This is a genomic window from Paralimibaculum aggregatum (assembly GCF_030270585.1).
GTDB classification, from domain to species: Bacteria; Pseudomonadota; Alphaproteobacteria; order Rhodobacterales; family Rhodobacteraceae; genus Thermohalobaculum; species Thermohalobaculum aggregatum.
The window spans coordinates 102,417-117,589 of the sequence record NZ_BSYI01000014.1; the positions used below are offsets into that span (position 1 = coordinate 102,417).

At 73.0% G+C, this 15,173-nt stretch carries 18 protein-coding genes; 14 read left to right on the top strand and 4 right to left on the bottom strand.

Features of this window, described 5'->3' with window-relative positions; genetic code table 11:
- Positions 1 to 8: 8 nt before the first annotated feature.
- The 3 genes from cysK to QSJ97_RS10735 are packed head-to-tail and all read left to right on the top strand — an operon-like array spanning position 9 to position 2,104.
- The gene (gene cysK, locus QSJ97_RS10725; protein ID WP_285671753.1) at positions 9 to 986 is read left to right on the top strand and encodes a cysteine synthase A; all 978 of its coding nucleotides are present in this window, start codon (positions 9 to 11) and stop codon (positions 984 to 986) included.
- Between the two features lie 54 nt (positions 987 to 1,040).
- Complete coding sequence (locus tag QSJ97_RS10730; protein WP_285671754.1) at positions 1,041 to 1,334, top strand: hypothetical protein; 294 nt, start codon at positions 1,041 to 1,043, stop codon at positions 1,332 to 1,334.
- Positions 1,331 to 2,104, top strand: a complete 774-nt coding sequence (locus QSJ97_RS10735) for a HesA/MoeB/ThiF family protein (protein ID WP_434220908.1) — start codon at positions 1,331 to 1,333, stop codon at positions 2,102 to 2,104. The genes QSJ97_RS10730 and QSJ97_RS10735 overlap by 4 nt, the downstream gene beginning before the upstream one ends.
- A gap of 6 nt (positions 2,105 to 2,110) precedes the next feature.
- Here QSJ97_RS10735 and QSJ97_RS10740 read toward each other — a convergent pair whose 3' ends face one another.
- Positions 2,111 to 3,277: an endonuclease/exonuclease/phosphatase family protein gene (locus tag QSJ97_RS10740; RefSeq protein ID WP_285671755.1), complete on the bottom strand. Its 1,167-nt coding sequence runs from the start codon at positions 3,275 to 3,277 to the stop codon at positions 2,111 to 2,113.
- Complete coding sequence (gene leuD / locus QSJ97_RS10745) at positions 3,259 to 3,873, bottom strand: 3-isopropylmalate dehydratase small subunit (protein ID WP_285671756.1); 615 nt, start codon at positions 3,871 to 3,873, stop codon at positions 3,259 to 3,261. Before leuD ends, QSJ97_RS10740 begins: the two co-directional genes overlap by 19 nt.
- 174 nt (positions 3,874 to 4,047) lie before the next feature.
- Between leuD and QSJ97_RS10750 the strand changes: the two genes are divergently transcribed.
- The 6 genes from QSJ97_RS10750 to QSJ97_RS10775 all read left to right on the top strand — a co-directional run bounded on the left by QSJ97_RS10750 (position 4,048) and on the right by QSJ97_RS10775 (position 9,746).
- Positions 4,048 to 4,479, top strand: a complete 432-nt coding sequence (locus QSJ97_RS10750) for a hypothetical protein (protein ID WP_285671757.1) — start codon at positions 4,048 to 4,050, stop codon at positions 4,477 to 4,479.
- A 92-nt stretch (positions 4,480 to 4,571) separates the two neighbouring features.
- Complete coding sequence (locus QSJ97_RS10755) at positions 4,572 to 4,937, top strand: hypothetical protein (RefSeq protein WP_285671758.1); 366 nt, start codon at positions 4,572 to 4,574, stop codon at positions 4,935 to 4,937.
- 112 nt (positions 4,938 to 5,049) lie between these two features.
- On the top strand, positions 5,050 to 6,279 hold the full coding sequence (locus QSJ97_RS10760) for an MFS transporter (protein ID WP_285671759.1): 1,230 nt from the start codon (positions 5,050 to 5,052) through the stop codon (positions 6,277 to 6,279).
- Positions 6,280 to 6,340: 61 nt separating this feature from the next.
- Entirely contained in the window at positions 6,341 to 7,060 is a 720-nt protein-coding gene (locus tag QSJ97_RS10765) for a tyrosine-protein phosphatase (protein WP_285671760.1), read from the top strand.
- Between the two features lie 111 nt (positions 7,061 to 7,171).
- Positions 7,172 to 8,464 (top strand): pyridoxal-phosphate-dependent aminotransferase family protein, encoded by a 1,293-nt coding sequence (locus QSJ97_RS10770; protein ID WP_285671761.1) that lies wholly within the window; start codon positions 7,172 to 7,174, stop codon positions 8,462 to 8,464.
- A 148-nt stretch (positions 8,465 to 8,612) separates the two neighbouring features.
- Entirely contained in the window at positions 8,613 to 9,746 is a 1,134-nt protein-coding gene (locus QSJ97_RS10775) for a PA0069 family radical SAM protein (protein ID WP_285671762.1), read from the top strand.
- Here QSJ97_RS10775 and QSJ97_RS10780 read toward each other — a convergent pair.
- On the bottom strand, positions 9,741 to 10,115 hold the full coding sequence (locus QSJ97_RS10780) for a hypothetical protein (RefSeq protein ID WP_285671763.1): 375 nt from the start codon (positions 10,113 to 10,115) through the stop codon (positions 9,741 to 9,743). The genes QSJ97_RS10775 and QSJ97_RS10780 overlap by 6 nt on opposite strands.
- Positions 10,116 to 10,188: 73 nt before the next feature.
- On the opposite strand from QSJ97_RS10780, the gene rnhB reads away from it, so the two are divergent.
- A complete protein-coding gene (gene rnhB / locus QSJ97_RS10785) occupies positions 10,189 to 10,827 on the top strand; it encodes a ribonuclease HII (RefSeq protein WP_285671764.1) in 639 nt (212 codons plus the stop codon).
- Between the two features lie 79 nt (positions 10,828 to 10,906).
- Positions 10,907 to 11,986 carry a site-specific DNA-methyltransferase gene (locus QSJ97_RS10790; RefSeq protein WP_285671765.1) on the top strand — a complete coding sequence of 360 codons (1,080 nt, stop codon included), beginning with the start codon at positions 10,907 to 10,909 and terminating at the stop codon, positions 11,984 to 11,986.
- A 37-nt stretch (positions 11,987 to 12,023) separates the two neighbouring features.
- Here the strand turns inward: QSJ97_RS10790 and mutY are convergent, their stop codons facing one another.
- Positions 12,024 to 13,094 carry an A/G-specific adenine glycosylase gene (gene mutY, locus QSJ97_RS10795; RefSeq protein ID WP_285671766.1) on the bottom strand — a complete coding sequence of 357 codons (1,071 nt, stop codon included), beginning with the start codon at positions 13,092 to 13,094 and terminating at the stop codon, positions 12,024 to 12,026.
- A gap of 72 nt (positions 13,095 to 13,166) precedes the next feature.
- Here mutY and QSJ97_RS10800 point away from each other — a divergent pair, with 72 nt between their 5' ends.
- The 3 genes from QSJ97_RS10800 to QSJ97_RS10810 all read left to right on the top strand — a co-directional run.
- The gene (locus tag QSJ97_RS10800) at positions 13,167 to 13,694 is read left to right on the top strand and encodes a DUF721 domain-containing protein (RefSeq protein WP_285671767.1); all 528 of its coding nucleotides are present in this window, start codon (positions 13,167 to 13,169) and stop codon (positions 13,692 to 13,694) included.
- A gap of 36 nt (positions 13,695 to 13,730) precedes the next feature.
- Positions 13,731 to 14,363: a DsbA family protein gene (locus QSJ97_RS10805; protein ID WP_285671768.1), complete on the top strand. Its 633-nt coding sequence runs from the start codon at positions 13,731 to 13,733 to the stop codon at positions 14,361 to 14,363.
- Positions 14,364 to 14,495: 132 nt separating this feature from the next.
- Positions 14,496 to 15,173, top strand: a 678-nt coding sequence (locus QSJ97_RS10810; RefSeq protein WP_285671769.1) for an AAA family ATPase, incomplete at its 3' end; no start/stop codon positions are given.

Sequence of the window (15,173 nt, forward strand, 5' to 3'; positions counted from 1 at the left end):
CGCAAGCCATGGACGAAGACCGCTCTCCCGGACGGGCCGGCTGCGTGCCGCGGGGCCGCATCTATGACGACATCACCGGCACCATCGGCGCGACCCCGCTGGTGCGGCTCTCGCGGCTTGCGGCGGATGCCGGCGTCGAGGCCGAGATCCTCGCCAAGCTCGAGTTCTTCAACCCGCTCGCCAGCGTGAAGGACCGCATCGGCGTCGCCATGATCGAGGCGCTGGAGGCGTCGGGCCGGATCGCCCCCGGCGCCACGCTGGTGGAGCCGACCTCCGGCAACACCGGCATCGCGCTGGCATTCGCGGCGGCGGCCAAGGGCTACCGGCTGGTGCTGGTGATGCCCGATTCGATGTCGCTCGAGCGGCGCAAGATGCTGGCGCTGCTCGGCGCCGAGCTGGAGCTGACCCCGGCGGCCGACGGCATGAAGGGCGCGATCGCGCGCGCCGAGGCGATCGCCGCCGAGACCCCGGGCTCGGCGATCCCGCAGCAGTTCGAGAACCCCGCCAACCCGGAGATCCACCGCCGCACCACGGCGGAGGAGATCTGGGCCGATACCGGCGGCGCGCTCGACGTCTTCGTCTCCGGCGTCGGCACCGGCGGCACGCTCACCGGCGCCGGCTCGGTGCTGAAGGCGCGGCTGCCGGACCTGCGGATCGTCGCGGTGGAGCCGGAGGACAGCCCGGTGATCTCCGGCGGCAATGCCGGGCCGCACAAGATCCAGGGCATCGGCGCCGGCTTCCTGCCGGGCAATCTCGACCGCAGCCTGATCGACGAGGTGCTGACCATCGGCAACGAGACCGCCTTCGACACCGCCCGCCGGCTGGCGCGGCTCGAGGGCGTGCCGGGGGGGATCTCCTCCGGGGCCGCGGTGGCGGCGGCGCTCGAGGTGGCCGAGCGGCCCGGCATGGCCGGCAAGCGGATCGTGGTGATCCTGCCCTCCTTCGCCGAGCGCTACCTCTCCACCGCGCTGTTCGACGGGCTCTGACGGCGCACCGGATCGCCGGGCCGGCTGCGCCGTCTCCCGCGCGGGAGGCACGGAATGGTCATGCTCTACGAGGCGCTGCTCGGGCTCGGCATCGTGCTGCTGCTGCGCTGGCTCTACCGGCTCTGGCGCCGCAGCGGCGGCGGGCGGGCCATCGGGCTGGCCGGCCTCGGCGCGGCGCTGGCCGCCTTCTTCTGGCCCAGGCTGCTGCGGGCCGACTGGGCGGCGGCGGCGCGGATTGCGGCGGTGGCTGCCATTGTCGGGCTCGCGGGGCTCGGCTACGCTCGGCTGATCGCCCGGGCGCGCCGGGCCGCCGAGACGCGACTGGACCGGGGAGAGCGCGAGCGATGACCGCCATCGACTTCACCGACGAGGAAATCGAACGCTATGCCCGCCACATCGTGCTGCACGAGATCGGCGGCCCCGGCCAGCAGCGCCTGCGCGCCGCCCGGGTGCTGGTGATCGGCGCCGGCGGGCTCGGTGCGCCGGCGATCCTCTATCTCGCGGCGGCGGGGGTGGGCACCCTCGGCGTGGTCGACGACGACACCGTCTCGCTCTCCAACCTGCAGCGCCAGGTGATCCACTCCTCCGAGGAGATCGGCCATCCCAAGACCGCCAGCGCGGCCCATGCGGTGAGCCGGCTCAACCCGAACGTCACCGTGCGGCGCCACGAGACCCGGCTCGACATGCACAACGCCCCGGTGATCTTCGAGGACTACGACCTGATCGTCGACGGGTCGGACAATTTCGAGACCCGCTATCTCGTCAACCGGGTCGCGGCCGATTGCGGCGTGCCGCTGGTCTCGGCGGCGCTCGGGCGCTGGGAGGGGCAGCTTTCGGTGTTCCATCCCGCGGCGGGCACGCCCTGCTACGAATGCATCTTCCCCGAGGCGCCGGAGCCGGGTCTCGTGCCGCCCTGCTCCGAGGCCGGGATCGTCGGGGCGCTGGCCGGCGTCATGGGCGCGATGCAGGCGCTGGAGGCGGTGAAGCTGCTGGCCGAGGCCGGCGAGCCGCTGCTCGGCCGGCTGCTGATCTACGACGCGCTGGTGGCCGATATCCGGACCATCCGCCTGGTGCGGCGGGAGGACTGCCCGGTCTGCGGCGATGGCGTGACCGCCTGAACCGCCCTAGCGGGGGCGCAGATCGACCCAGACCAGCCGGTGATCCGAGCTCGCGGGCCGGCGCTTGCGCAGTCCGGTCAGCCGCGCCAGCGGGTCGCCCCTTCCCGGCCAGAAGACGCCCGCGCCGAGCACCTCGAACCCCGTCGAGGGCAGCACATAGTCCACCCGCAGGCTGATCGGCCCGCCGGGCGCATCCGGCCAGTCGGCGGTCTGGCCGCCCGGAGCGCCGGGGCTCGCCGGCGCCGGGTCCTGCAGCCGGGGATCGGCCAGCAGCGCCGCGATCTCGGCGCGGATGCCGTCCCCGCCATCCGGATCGGCATTGAGATCGCCGGCAACGACCACGAGATCGGCAGGCCCGAGCCCGCCGGGGCGGCCGGTGTCATCCGCCAGCCAGTCGCCGCCCGCGCCGAGGATCTCGCGGATCAGCCGGATCTCGTCGGCATTGCGCCGGCCGTTGCGGTCCTCCGGCCCGTCGAAGACCGGCGGCGTGGGATGCGCCGCCAGCAGGTGCAGCGTGCCTCCCTCGATCGCCACCGGCACGATCCAGTGCGCCTTCGAGGAGAGCCGCATCGCCTGCCAGGCCGCATCGGCGTGGAACGGCGTGCCATCCGGCTTCACCGGCCGCCGCGCGCCCGGCATCGCCGCCCAGCGCAGCCGCGCAAAGCTGCGCACAGCGCCGAGCGGGAAGCGGCTCAGCACCGCCATCGCGTACTGGCCCGGAAAGCGGCCGAAGCCGAAGGCGTCGCCTGGCCCCATGCTGCGTCCGTCGCCGTCGAGATCGTGGCCCGAGGGGATGCCGACATTCTGCGGGCCCTGATGGGCGTGCGCATAGTCGAGCCCGTCGAGCCCCGCAACACCCTCCGCCAGAAGGTTTCGGAACCCCGCCAGCGCCCGGCCCTCGGGATCGGCGTCGAGCTCGTTGATCAGCAGGATGTCCGGGCGCACGCGGAGGATGATCTCGGCGACGGCGAGCACCTGCGGATCGCCGCGCGCGATGTCCCGGATCAGGACCCCCGCGCCCTTGCGCGCCATCGCGGCGTTGAACTGCGCGACGCGCACCGCGTCTCCGGCCCGGGGCGGCACCGGCGGGTCGGCCGCGTGCGCCGGGCCCGCCGCCATGACGAGGGCCAGCGCCGCGGCCGCGAGGCGGCGGATCAGGCGCCGGCCTGCCAAGGCTCCTGCGCCGCCTGCCTGGCCTCGAAGGCGGTGATGGCGTCCTCCTTCTCGAGGCTGAGGCCGATATCGTCGAGCCCGTTCAGCAGGCAGTGCTTGCGGAAGGGGTCGATCTCGAAGGCGATCTCGCCGCCATCCGGCCCGTTGATCACCTGGCGCTCGAGATCCACGGTCAGCACCGCGTTGGAGCCGCGCTCGGCATCGTCCATCAGCTTGTCGACCTGCTCCTGCGGCAGCGCGATCGGCAGGATGCCGTTCTTGAAGCAGTTGTTGAAGAAGATGTCGGCGAAGCTCGGCGCGATCACCACGCGGATGCCGAAATCCAGCAGCGCCCAGGGCGCGTGCTCGCGCGAGGAACCGCAGCCGAAATTGTCGCCCGCCACGAGGATCTGCGCCTCGCGATAGGCCGGCTTGTTGAGCACGAAGTCCGGGTTCTCGGAACCGTCGTCGAGATAGCGCATCTCGTCGAACAGGTTCTTGCCGAGCCCGGTGCGCTGGATCGTCTTCAGGAACTGCTTGGGGATGATCATGTCGGTGTCGATATTGATCAGCGGCAGCGGCGCGGCGACCCCGGTCAGCGTCGTGAACTTCTCCATGAGCAGGCTCCTTTTCTGGCTGGGTTTCCTATCCCCCAAAGCGGCCGCTCGCGCAAGCCGCGCCGGAATGCCGCCTCCGTAACGTTAACCCTTTCGAGAGAGGTGTCGCCCGGCCCGCGCGGCCGCTGCGGCACGGTTCCGGGATGTCCCGCAGACGGACAGGAAAAGGACAGGATGATGACCCGCAGCATGCTCACCGCCGCAGCGCTCGCCCTTCTGGGCGCCACCGCCACCCCCGCCGGCGCGGCGCCGGTGGTCGCCGCCCTGCCGGCGCTGGGCGCCGGGGCGGTGCCGGGCGCCGAAAGCCTGGTCCTGGAGGCCGGCGGCCGCGGCTACCGGCGCGGCTATCGCCGGCGCCATGGCGCGTATCGCGGCTATGGCTACGGCTACGGCTATGGCTATGGCTACGGTCATGGCTACGCTCCGCCGGCGTATGGCTACGGCCATGTTCCGCCGGCCTATGGCCATGGCGGCGGGCCCTATGTGCAGGGCGGCTATGGCTATGGCCCCGACGGCTTCGGCTTCTACGGCTACGACGCCTACGGCTTCTACTATGGCCCCGGCCTCAGCCGCCCCCGCGGCCGCACCGGCTCCGAGGTGGACTGACAGAACAACTCAAAAAACCGTGATGTAGCTCGCGACGGAATACGAATGAACGGCCGTTTATAACGCATCGAGTTCGAAACAAGGAGACGACGATGCTTGCCAAACGCCTGACAATGGCGGCCCTGTTCGGTGTCGCTACTGCCTTCGGTGCGGCCTCGGCCGGTAACGCCGCCACGCAGCCCGCCGCGGCCACGCTCGCGGCCACCCCCGCCCCGGCGGTCAGCCTCGCCGCCGAGGCCACCAGCGAGGACGTGAAGCTCGCGCATGGCCGCGGGCGCGGCTATGGCCACGGCTATTACGGCCCGCCGCGCCGCGTTCACCGCCGGGTGCATCGCCGGGCCCAGCGCCACCACCGCTACTGGCGTGGCTACTACCCGCCCCGCGGCTACCACCCGCCGCGCCGCGGCTACGGCTACGGGCATGGCTACGGACGCGGCTACGGGCGCGGCTACTACTGATCCGGCCCGCGGATCGCCCAGTCGGTCGCGCAGTCGATCGCCAGTCGGTCGCCCCGCGGATCGCCCGGTCGCGCCTCTGGTGCCGGTATCCGATCTGGACTAGAGGGAGGCGATGCGCGTCGCCTCCCTTGCCTCCTTCTACCGCGAGAATCTCCGCTGGCTCGGCGCAGGCTTTGCGCTGAGCTTCTTCTCGTCCTTCGGGCAGACCTTCTTCATCTCGCTCTTCGCCGGCGACATCCGGGCGGCCTACGGGCTCTCCGACGGCGGCTGGGGCGCGCTCTACACGGCGGCGACGCTGTGCTCGGCGGCGGTGCTGTTCCAGGCCGGCGCGCTGGCCGACCGAATCCGGCTGGACCGCCTCGCGGTCACGGTCCTGCTGCTCTATGCGCTGGCGGCCATCGCGATGGCGACGGGCCAGGGCATCGCCGTGCTCCTCGTCGCGGTGTTCGGCCTGCGGATCTGCGGACAGGGCATGATGGGGCATATCTCGGCCACCGCCATGGGGCGCTGGTTCCGCGCCCATCGCGGGCGGGCGGTGGCCTTCGCGGCGCTCGGCTTCTCCACCGGCGAGGCGGTGCTGCCCTCGATCGCGGTGGCGGTGGCCTCGACGGTGGGCTGGCGCGAGACCTGGTGGATCGTCGCGGCGCTGCTGGCGCTCGGCGCGGCGCCGCTGCTCGGCTGGCTGCTGGCCGAGGCGCGGGCGCCGCAGGGCAGCGGGGCCGATGGCGGGCATCCCGGCCTCGGCGGGCGCCACTGGACCCGGCCGGAGGTGATGCGCCACCGGCTGTTCTGGGGGCTGGTGCCGGCGGTGCTGGCGCCCTCCTTCATCGGCACCGTGCTGTTCTTCCACCAGGTGCACATCTCCGAGGTCAAGGGCTGGTCGCTGGCGGCGATGGCGGCGGGCTATCCGGTCTATGCCGGGCTCACCATAACCGCCTCGCTGACCGGCGGCGCGCTGGTCGACCGGCTCGGCCCGGCGCGGCTGCTGCCGGTCTTCCTGCTGCCGATGGGGGCGGGCGCGATGCTGCTCGGCGCGGTCGAGGGCGTCGGCGGCTGGCTGCTGGTGCTGGCGCTGACCGGGCTCAGCCAGGGCATGGCGCAGGCGCTCTGGGGCGGGCTCTGGCCGGAGCTCTACGGCACCCGCCATCTCGGCGCGGTGCGCGCCATGGCGACCACGGCCATGGTGTTCTCGACGGCGGCGGGGCCGGGGATCACCGGGCTGCTGATCGATGCCGGCATCCCGTTCCCCGAGCAGGGGCTGGCGCTCGGCATCGCGGCGCTGGCGATCTGCGGGCTGGGCCTGCTGCTCGGGCGCGAGATCCGCCGCCTCGGCGGGCGCTGAGCGGCCTGCCCCGAGGCCACGGCGCTTGCCGGGGGGCGGGGGCTTTGATAAGCGCGCTGCGATGCGCAAGAGCCTAGACCCCAACTCCGAGTTCCAGCGCCGCCGGCAGCGGAAGATCGCGCGCTGGAACCGGCCGCTCGAGACGCGGTGGGACCGGCTGCGCGCCTGGGTCAACATGATCTTCGTCGATCATGGCTTCTTCCGCTATCTCTACCTCAATCTGCACCGCGTCGGCGAGCGCGCCTGGCGCTCGGCGCAGCCGGCGCCGCACCAGATCCGGGCCTTCGCGCGGCGCGGCGGGCGCTCGGTGGTCTCGCTGCGCGGCGGGCAGTTCTTCGGCTCGCTGCCGCTCGAGCGCGAGACCTGCGCCGAGGAAGGGCTCGCCTTCCACAATTTCGTCCTGCGCTCGCGCTCGCTGCCCGACCGGGAGGAGCTGGCGGCGGCGCAGCGGCTGTTCGAGAGCCTGGAATACCCGGTGCTGTTCCACTGCAAGTCCGGCGCCGACCGCGCCGGCTTCATGTCGGCGCTCTACCTCGCGCTGGCCGAGGGCCGGCCGGTCGCCGAGGCCAAGGCGCAGCTCTCGCTCCGCTTCGGCCATGTCCGGCAGGGCAAGACCGGCGTGCTCGACGCCTTCTTCGACGCCTATGAGCGCGAGACCGGCGGGCGCGTCCCGCTCGCGGAATGGATCGAGACCGGCTATGACCGCGAGGCGGTGATCCGCGGCCACCGCACCGCGCGCTGGGCGAGCTGGCTGACCGATGTGGTGCTGCGGCGCGAGTGAGCGCCCCGATCCATCACGAAATCCGGGGGTATCCCATCACGAATTGGCCGCTTGCCTCACCGCCTCGCGGCGGTAGGTTCGCCGGTAGACCTCACGAAAGGACCCTGCCCCATGGCCGCGCATGATTTCGACCCTCTCGCCGCGCGCTCCGACCTCCCGGCGGCGCCGATCCTGCCCGAGGGCGCGACGCTGAATGCCGGCCGTCCGCTGACCTCGATCCCCGGCCCCTCGGTGATCCCCGAGCGCGTGCTGGCGGCGATGCATGCGCCGATGCCGAACATCTACGAGGGCGCGCTGGTGGAGATGTCGGAGCGGCTGCTGGCCGAGCTGCCGCAGCTCGCCTTCACCGATGGCGAGGCCTTCATCGCCATCGCCAACGGCCATGGCGCCTGGGAAATGGCGCTGACCAACACGCTGTCCCGCGGCGACAGGGTGCTGGTGCTTGAATCCGGCCGCTTCGCCGTCGGCTGGGGCAACCAGGCGGCGATGCTGGGCTGCGAGGTCGAGGTGCTGGCGGCGCCGGCGCGCCGCGGCGTCGATCCGGCGGCGCTCGAGGAGCGGCTGCGCGCCGATGGCGGGCACGCGATCAAGGCGATCCTCGTGGTGCAGATCGACACCGCGAGCTCGGTGGTCAACGACATCCCGGCGATCCGCCGCGCGATCGACGCCGTCGGGCATCCGGCGCTGCTGATGGTCGACTGCATCGCCTCCTTCGCCTGCATGGAATTCCGCATGGACGCCTGGGGCGTCGATGTCACCGTCTCGGGCTCGCAGAAGGGGCTGATGGTGCCGCCGGGGCTCGGCTTCGTCTGGGCCTCGCAGAAGGCGATCGCCGCGCATCGCGAGGCCGGGCTGCGCACCGCCTACTGGGACTGGACCGCCCGCATGGGCGGCGGCGCGCACTACATGCGCTATTGCGGCACGCCGCCGGTCACGCATCTCTACGGGCTCCGCGCCGCCTTCGAGATGATCGCCGAGGAAGGGCTCGAGAACATCTGGGCGCGCCATGCGGTGATGGCCCATGCGGTGCGCTCGGCGGTGGCGGCCTGGTCGGCGCCGGGCGGGCTCGAGTTCCATATCGAGGACCCGGCGGCGCGCTCCAACGCGGTGACCACGGTGCTCACCGGCGGGGTCGACGCGATCCGCCTGCGCGCGCTGGCCGAGCAGGAGGCCGGGCTCACCCTCGGCGTCGGGCTCGGGGACTTCCAGGACCGCGCCTTCCGCATCGGCCATATGGGCCACATGAACCCGCCGCAGCTGCTCGGCACGCTCGGCACCATCGAGGCGGTGCTGCACGCGATGGGCGCGCCGATGGGCGGCTCGGGGGTCGCGGCGGCGGCGGCGGCGCTGTCGGGCGCGCTGCATGCCGGCAGGGTCACCACCGCGGGCATGCGCGGCGGCTGAACCGCCCGCGCCGCGGCCTGCCGGGCGGGCATGCGGCGGCCCTCCCCTTCTGCTCCCTACCGACCGGCTACCCTGCCCGGGCCGCAAGTTCCGGTTTGTGGCGGCAATATGTTCCTGTATTGTTCTGGTGTGAACCGGGAGAATCGGAATGGAGCCGCCGCAGGTGGACGAGCTGTTCGAGGACGATGCCGCGCCGTCGCTCTTCACCGACGAGATCGCGCCCGAGCGGCGGCGCGGCCGCGGCGCCGCGCGCAACCCGGCGGTGCGCTATGACCGGCTGACCACCGGGCGCACCGATGACGGCTGGGACCGGGAGGACGACGCGCCGCCGGTGCGCACCGAGGTGATCCGCGACGCCAGCCGCAGCATCATCGCGCGCAACACCTCGCCGGACCTGCCCTTCGACCGCTCGGTCAACCCCTATCGCGGCTGCGAGCATGGCTGCATCTACTGCTTCGCGCGGCCGAGCCATGCCCAGCTCGGCCTCTCCCCCGGCCTCGATTTCGAGACCCGGCTGGTGGTGAAGCCGCGGGCGGCGGCGCTGCTGGAGACCGCGCTGCGCCGGCCCGGCTACCGCCCGGCGCCGCTCGCCATCGGCACCAATACCGATGCCTACCAGCCGATCGACCGCGAGCACGGCATCATGCGCGAGCTGCTCGAGGTGCTCTGGGCCTATCGCCACCCGCTTTTCATCACCACCAAGGGCGCGCATCTGACGCGCGACATCGACCTGCTCGGCCGCATGGGGCGCGCCGGGCTGCTGCAGGTCGCGATCAGCCTCACCACGCTCGACACCCGGCTGAGCCGGGCGATGGAGCCGCGGGCCGCCGCGCCGCCGCGCCGCCTCCGCCTGATGCGGGCGCTGGCACAGGCCGGCGTGCCGGTGCAGGTCAACACCTCGCCGATCATCCCGGCGCTCAACGATCACGAGATCGAGCGGCTGATCGCCGCCGCCGCCGAGGCCGGGGCCAGCAAGGTGAGCTACAGCGTGCTGCGCCTGCCGCAGGAGGTCTCCGGCCTGTTCCAGGACTGGCTGGCGCGGGAGTATCCGGACCGCGCGGCGCGGGTGATGGGCAAGGTGCGCGAGCTGCATGGCGGGCGCGACTACGACCCGCAATGGGGCAAGCGGATGCGCGGCGAGGGGGTCTATGCCCAGCTGATCTCGCGCCGGGTGCGGGCCGCCGCCGCGCGGCACGGGCTCGACCGCGCGCTGCCGGCGCTGCGCTGCGATCTGTTCCGCGCGCCGCCGCGGGCCGGCGACCAGCTCGCGCTTCCGCTATGAGCCGCGGCGCTCTCCCGGCTGGCGCGGGCGCGGATCGGCCAGCTCGAGGCGCAGCCCGCCGACCATGCCGGCCAGCACGTTGTAGAGCGCCGCGAGGAAGGCCCCGAGCAGGAACCCGCCGAGCCAGGCGCCGAGCGCGAACAGCAGCAGCCAGACCACCGCCACCACCGCGAGCATGCTGCCGGTCTCGCCCGGGCCGGAGACCGGCGCATCCTCCACCGCCGCCCATTCCGCCAGCCAGGCGAGATCCCCCGCCAGCCCGCCGCCGATCGCCGCCAGCGTGCCGAGGATCAGCACCAGCCCCGCCGCGAGGCTGCCGGCCGTGACGCCGGCGCTCAGCAGCCCGACCCGCCTGATCTCCGCCAGCATGGGTTCCCTCCCGCTTGCCGCAACGCCGCCCGCCCCTTGGCGGCGGGTGCCGCCGGAGCCTATGGTGCCGGACATGGGAAAGCCAGCCAACCCCACCGCCGCGATGCTGCCGGAGGCGCCCTATCGGGAGCGTTTCGGCGGCCCGGTGGCCGGCATCGACGAGGCCGGCCGCGGGCCCTGGGCCGGGCCGGTGGTGGCAGCGGCGGCCGTGCTGACCGGCCCGCCGCCGCCGGGGCTCGACGACTCCAAGCGGCTGACGGCGAAGCGCCGCGCGGCGATCTTCGCGGCGCTCCCCGGCTGCGCCCGGATCGGCATCGGCATCGCCGACACCGGGGAGATCGACCGGATCAACATCCTCCGCGCCGCCGATCTCGCCATGAAGCGGGCGCTCGAGGCGCTGCTGGCGCAAGGTCCGGTGGCCGGCGCGGTGATCGACGGCAACCGCGTGCCGCCGGGGCTCGGCCTGCCTGCCGAGGCGCTGGTGGGCGGCGACGGGCGGATGGCGGCGATCGCCGCCGCCTCGGTCGTGGCGAAGGTCACGCGCGACCGGATGATGGCCGAGCTCGCGGCGCGCCATCCGGGCTATGGCTGGGAACGCAACATGGGATATGGCACCGCGGAGCACCGCGCGGCGCTTGCAAGGCTCGGCGTGACACCGCAGCATCGCAGGAGCTTTGCACCGATTTCTCGCCTGTTACTTGAGGAATCCTGAACAACACCCTCCGCCAAAAGACATTGACAAGCGATTCGCACACCGCGATCTTGGGCCGAATCGATGGGAGACGACGGGCATGATCGCGGGCGACGGGATCGAGGTGATCGAGGGCGACTGCCTCGCGGCGATGCGCGCGCTGCCGGAGGAGAGCGTCGATCTCGTCTTCGCCGACCCGCCCTACAATCTCCAGCTCAAGGGCGAGCTGACCCGGCCCAACAACAGCCGCGTCGACGGGGTCGATGCGGAGTGGGACCGCTTCGACAGCTTCGCCGCCTATGACGCCTTCACGCGGGACTGGCTGGAGGCCGCCCGCCGCTGCCTGAAGCCCGACGGCGCGATCTGGGTGATCGGCACCTATCACAACATCTTCCGCCTCGGCGCGAGCCTGCAGGATGCCGGCTTCTGGATCCTCAACGACATCATCTGGCGCAAGACCAACCCGATGCCGAACTTCCGCGGCAAGCGCTTCTGCAACGCCCACGAGACGCTGATCTGGGCGGCGCGCTCCGAGACCGCGCGGCCGAAATTCAACTACGATGCGCTGAAATCGCTGAACGAGGGGCTGCAGATGCGGTCGGACTGGCTGCTGCCGGTCTGCACCGGGCCGGAGCGGCTGCGCGACGACGAGGGCCGCAAGGCGCATCCCACGCAGAAGCCCGAGGCGCTGCTGCACCGCGTGCTGGTGGCCAGCACCGAGCCCGGCGACACGGTGCTCGACCCCTTCCTCGGCAGCGGCACCACGGCGGCGGTGGCGAAGCGGCTCGGCCGGCGCTGCATCGGCATCGAGCGCGATCCGGCCTATGCCGCGCTGGCGCGGGCGCGGCTGGCGGAGGTGGTGCGGGCCGAGCGCGCCGCGGTGGCGCAGACCGAGGGCAAGCGGCAGGCGCCGCGGATCCCCTTCGGCCAGCTCGTCGAGCGCGGCATGCTGTCGCCCGGCGAGGTGCTGGAGAGCCAGTGCGGCCGGCACCGGGTGAAGGTGCGCGCCGACGGCTCGGTGGTGGCGGCCGAGAGCCGCGGCTCGATCCACCAGGTCGGCGCCGAGCTGCAGGGCGCGCCGAGCTGCAACGGCTGGCTCTACTGGCATGTGCGGATCGACGGGCGGCTGAAGCCGATCGACGTGCTGCGCCAGAAGCTGCGCGCCGAGATGTCGAGCTGAGATGTCGAGCTGAGCCGGGCGCCCGGCCCGGCATTCCTCAGCCGATCAGCCGCAGCGCCTTGGCGAAGACCGTGGGCATCGCATCCGCCGCCGCGGCCCGCTCCCGCCCCGGCCCCGGCAGCGGGTCGATCCGCGCCCGGTGCACGGTGAGGCGCAGGGCGAAATGCGTGAACACGTGGCGCACCTCGCCGATCGCCTCCCAGGCCCCCGGCACCGGCGGCAGCGGGTCGGGCCCGGGCGCCGCGGTCCAGTCCGAGCTCGGCAGCGCCAGCATGCCGCCGAGCAGCCCCGATGGCGGGCGCCGGACCACCCAGACCGCGCCCTGCCCGTCGAGCGCCGCCCAGACATGGCCGTGGCGCACCGGCCTCGCCAGCTTCGGCGCGCGCGCCGGCAGCTCGCCCGCGATCCCGGCGGCATGGGCGGCGCAGCCCGGGCGCAGCGGGCAGAGCGCGCAGGCCGGGCGCCGCGGCGTGCAGATCGTCGCGCCGAGATCCATCAGCGCCTGGGCATGGTCGCCGGGACGCTGCGCGGGCGTCAGCGCCGCGGCATGGGCGCGGAGCCGCGGCTTGACCCCGGGCAGCGGTTCGGTCTCGGCGAAGAGCCGCGCCATCACCCGCTCGATATTGCCGTCGACCACCGCCGCGGGCCGGTCGAAGGCGATCGCCGCGATCGCCGCCGCGGTATAGGCGCCGATGCCGGGCAGCGCGCGCAGCCCGTCCTCGGTTTCCGGGAAACGCCCGCCATGCTCGGCCGCGACGACCCCGGCACAGGCATGGAGATTGCGTGCGCGGGCATAGTAGCCGAGCCCCGCCCAGGCCTCGAGCACCGCCTCGCGCGGCGCCGCCGCCAGCGCCTCGACCCGCGGCCAGGCCCGGGTGAAGGCGTGGAAATACCGGCCCGCCGCGGCCACCGTGGTCTGCTGCAGCATCACCTCGGAGAGCCAGACGCGGTAGGGATCGGGCATCACCCCGCGGGCCCGGTCGGCCGGGCCGATGCGCCAGGGCAGCGCGCGGGCATGGCGGTCGTACCAGGCGAGCAGGGCGGCCTGGGCCGGCGCTGCTGTCGCGCTTGTGATCGGCGGGCTGAACGGGGCGCTTTCGGTCTGCATCCGGATCGGATATCGAACGAACAGGCGCCGCGGCAAGTCCGGCGCCGCCCGGAGGCGTGAGAGGACCAGGCGATGAGCGAGCCACGGGGTCAGCGCCCGCGCCGGCGCGAGTTCCGCCAGATCGGCGCGGGGCTCTCCAGGCGCATGGTCGAGACCGCGGCGAAGCGCGGCTTTGCCGAGCCGGAGGTGCTGATGCGCTGGCCGGAGATCGTCGGCGCCGCGCTCGCCCCCTCCTGCCGGCCGGTCAAGGTGCGCTTCGGCGCCGCGCCCAGCCTCGGCGCCACGCTGGTGGTGGAGGTGGTCGGCGCACGCGGCCCGGAGGTCGAGCTCAGCGCGCCGCAGATCCTCGAGCGCATCAACCAGTATTACGGCTATCGCGCGGTCTCGCGGCTGAAGGTGGTGCAGACCGGCACGGCAGGCTTTGCCGAGGCGCAGGCGGCGTTTCGCGGCCACCCCGGCGAGGACGACGAGACCGCCACCACGGCGGCGGCGCGGGCCGAGGCCGAGCGCCTCGTCGCCGGCATCCGCAGCCCCGGGCTCCGCAAGGTCATGGCGCGCCTCGGCGCGCTGGTCCTGTCGCGCGCCGGCCATACGCCCTAGATGACATCGATGAACGACGCCAACACGGAGAGATCCATGCCCATGAGCCCCGACCGCCGCCGCCTGCTGGCCGGCCTCGCCGCCACCCCCGCGGCCCTCGCGCTGCTGCCGGCGCCCCTGCGGGCCGAGGATGCCGCGGCCACCCCGCTGCTCACCGGAGACGTGGCGCTCGGCGCCGAGGACGCGCCGGTCACGGTGATCGAGTATGCCTCGCTGACCTGCCCGCACTGCGCCTCGTTCCACACCCGCACCTGGCCGGAGGTGAAGGCGCAGTATGTCGATACCGGCAAGGTCCGCTTCATCATGCGCGAGGTCTATTTCGACGCGCCGGGGCTCTGGGCCTCGATGATCGCGCGCTGCGGCGGCGAGACCGGCTACTACCCGATGATCGACGCCTTCCTGAAGCGCCAGGGCGACTGGAGCCGCGCCGACGACATCCCCGCCGCGCTGCAGAAGATCGGCCGGCTGAACGGGCTCTCGAGCGAGCGGATGCGCGTCTGCCTGACCGACCGCGACTTCGCCGAGACGCTGGTGCAGAACTACAAGGACAATTCCGAGCTGCACGAGATCCGCTCGACGCCGTCCTTCGTGGTGAATGGCGAGCTGCACAGCGGCGCCATGGGCTTCGCCGAATTCTCCGCCCTGCTCGACCGCGCGCTCGAGGGCTGAGCCGCGCCATCGCGACCCGCCATATGGTGGGTCGCGCGACGTTACCCACAAGATGATGTGTACGCCCCATTGACAAGACCGGGGCCGCCCCGCCAGACTGTCCGGTCAGAGGCAGAGAGAGGGGCGCCCCCCATGCAGTTCACCCGGCTGAGGCTCCAGGGTTTCAAGAGCTTCGTCGACCCCACCGAGCTGGTCATCGGCCGGGGGCTGACGGGCATAGTCGGGCCCAATGGCTGCGGCAAGTCCAACCTGCTCGAGGCGATGCGCTGGGTGATGGGCGAGACCCGCGCCAAGGCGATGCGCGGCACCGGCATGGACGACGTGATCTTCGCCGGCAGCGGCAGCCGCCCGCCGCGCAACAACGCCCAGGTGGCGCTGCTGATCGACAATGCCGACGGCACCGCGCCCGCGCCCTACCAGTCGGTGAAGGAGATCGAGGTCGGCCGCCGCATCACCCGCGAGATCGGCTCGGCCTACACGGTCAACGGCAAGTCGGTGCGGGCGCGCGACGTCTCGATGCTGTTCGCCGATGCCTCGACCGGCGCGCAGTCGCCGGCGCTGGTGCGCCAGGGCCAGATCGGCGAGCTGATCGCGGCGCGCCCCACCGCCCGGCGCCGGGTGATCGAGGAGGCGGCGGGCATCGCCGGGCTCTACCAGCGGCGCCACGAGGCCGAGCTCAAGCTCTCGGCGACCGAGGCCAATCTCGGGCGCGTGCGCGAGCTGATCGAGGGGCTGGAGACGCGGCTGCGCTCGCTCGGGCGGCAGGCGGCGCAGGCGCGGCGCTACCGGGCGCTGGCCGAGGCGCTGCGG